Source organism: Paenibacillus sp. OT2-17, from assembly GCF_009827695.1.
Taxonomy (GTDB): Bacteria; Bacillota; Bacilli; order Paenibacillales; family Paenibacillaceae; genus Paenibacillus; species Paenibacillus polymyxa_B.
In genome coordinates, this window is record NZ_WUDQ01000807.1 from 1 (window position 1) to 1,272 (window position 1,272).

Annotated in this window: 1 protein-coding gene; it reads right to left on the minus strand. The window is 47.0% G+C overall.

Going from position 1 to position 1,272, the window contains the following annotated elements; genetic code table 11:
* Nucleotides 1-39: 39 nt before the first annotated feature.
* On the minus strand, nucleotides 40-1,272 hold a 1,233-nt coding region (locus GRP75_RS27265), incomplete at its 5' end, for a glycoside hydrolase family 2 TIM barrel-domain containing protein (RefSeq protein ID WP_160790928.1).

Below are 1,272 nucleotides of genomic sequence, written 5' to 3' on the forward strand. Positions count from 1 at the left end.
TGCAGCCGTTCTAGAAATTCTATTATCTTAATTATCGCTTCAAGCCAGATTTATCTCCCGAATCACTTCAAGCGGAACCTTCGGTTTTCGGTCTTCCGTCAACAATCCGTTGACTTCCTGCTGTACATCGGTTACCTGTGTATAGCAATAGCCCGAGAGATAGGGGGTCGCTTTAATTGCTCCGGTGACTGCACGGAAACGTTCGATAAAAGCTTCGACTGAATTCACCTGGTTTCCGTATCCCCAGCCCATGTCCGTCTGGAAGGCAATGCCGCCGAATTCGCTTATGATAATTGGTTGTCCCCGGTAGGCATATCCTTCTGCAAAGGCATATTTCCAATTGTTAAAGGAGATGCTGTTGTTTACAATGCTTTCCTTGTCCTGATATCGCTCCAAAAACTCTTCGCCCGTCTCCACATAATCATGAAGGGTTAAAATATCCGAGACTGTATGCGCCCATCCGTCATTGGTAACCACCGGACGATACGGATCAACCGTCTTCGTCAGATGATAGATGGTTTGCGTGAACTGCTGCTGCCTTACATCATGTCCAATGGTCGCTATGCCCCACGATTCATTGAACGGGACCCAAGTTATGATGCTCGGCTGATTGTACTGCTGCGGCACGATTTCCAGCCATTCCTTCGTAAAGCGGCTAACCGCCTGATCATTGAACTCAAAGGTCGCCGCCATTTCCGACCAGACGAGCATGCCTTTCACATCACACCAATATAAAAAGCGAGGGTCTTCCAGCTTCATATGTTTACGAACCCCGTTATATCCCATCGCGGCTATTTTATCGATATCTTCGATAAGGGCTTCTTCAGACGGCGGAGTCAGATAAGTTTCCGGCCAGTAGCCCTGATCCAGAATCAGACGCTGGTAAAGAGGGCCATTATTCAATAGAACCTGCCCGTTTTCAATCGATATTTTCCGCATGCCAAAATAAGAATACACCCTGTCGCTCACTTTCTCATCCTCATACAGAATAAACTCTACATCGAACAAGTTTGGCGATTCCGGTGACCACAAGCACTGCTTCCATGGACCACCGGCTTCATGAAATACATGGACCTCTACCGTTATCCAGGGCCTGTCGGCAGATAAGCTGACCTTTTTCACATGCTGTCCTTTCAGCGCAATCCGTGTCTCTAGGCGTAAATTATCTTTACCCTCGATACCCATGAGCTGAAAGTCAAAGCGGATCATATGACGGTCGATATCCGGTGTTATCTTGACCTCATTGATTCTTACCTCATTCACATATTCAAT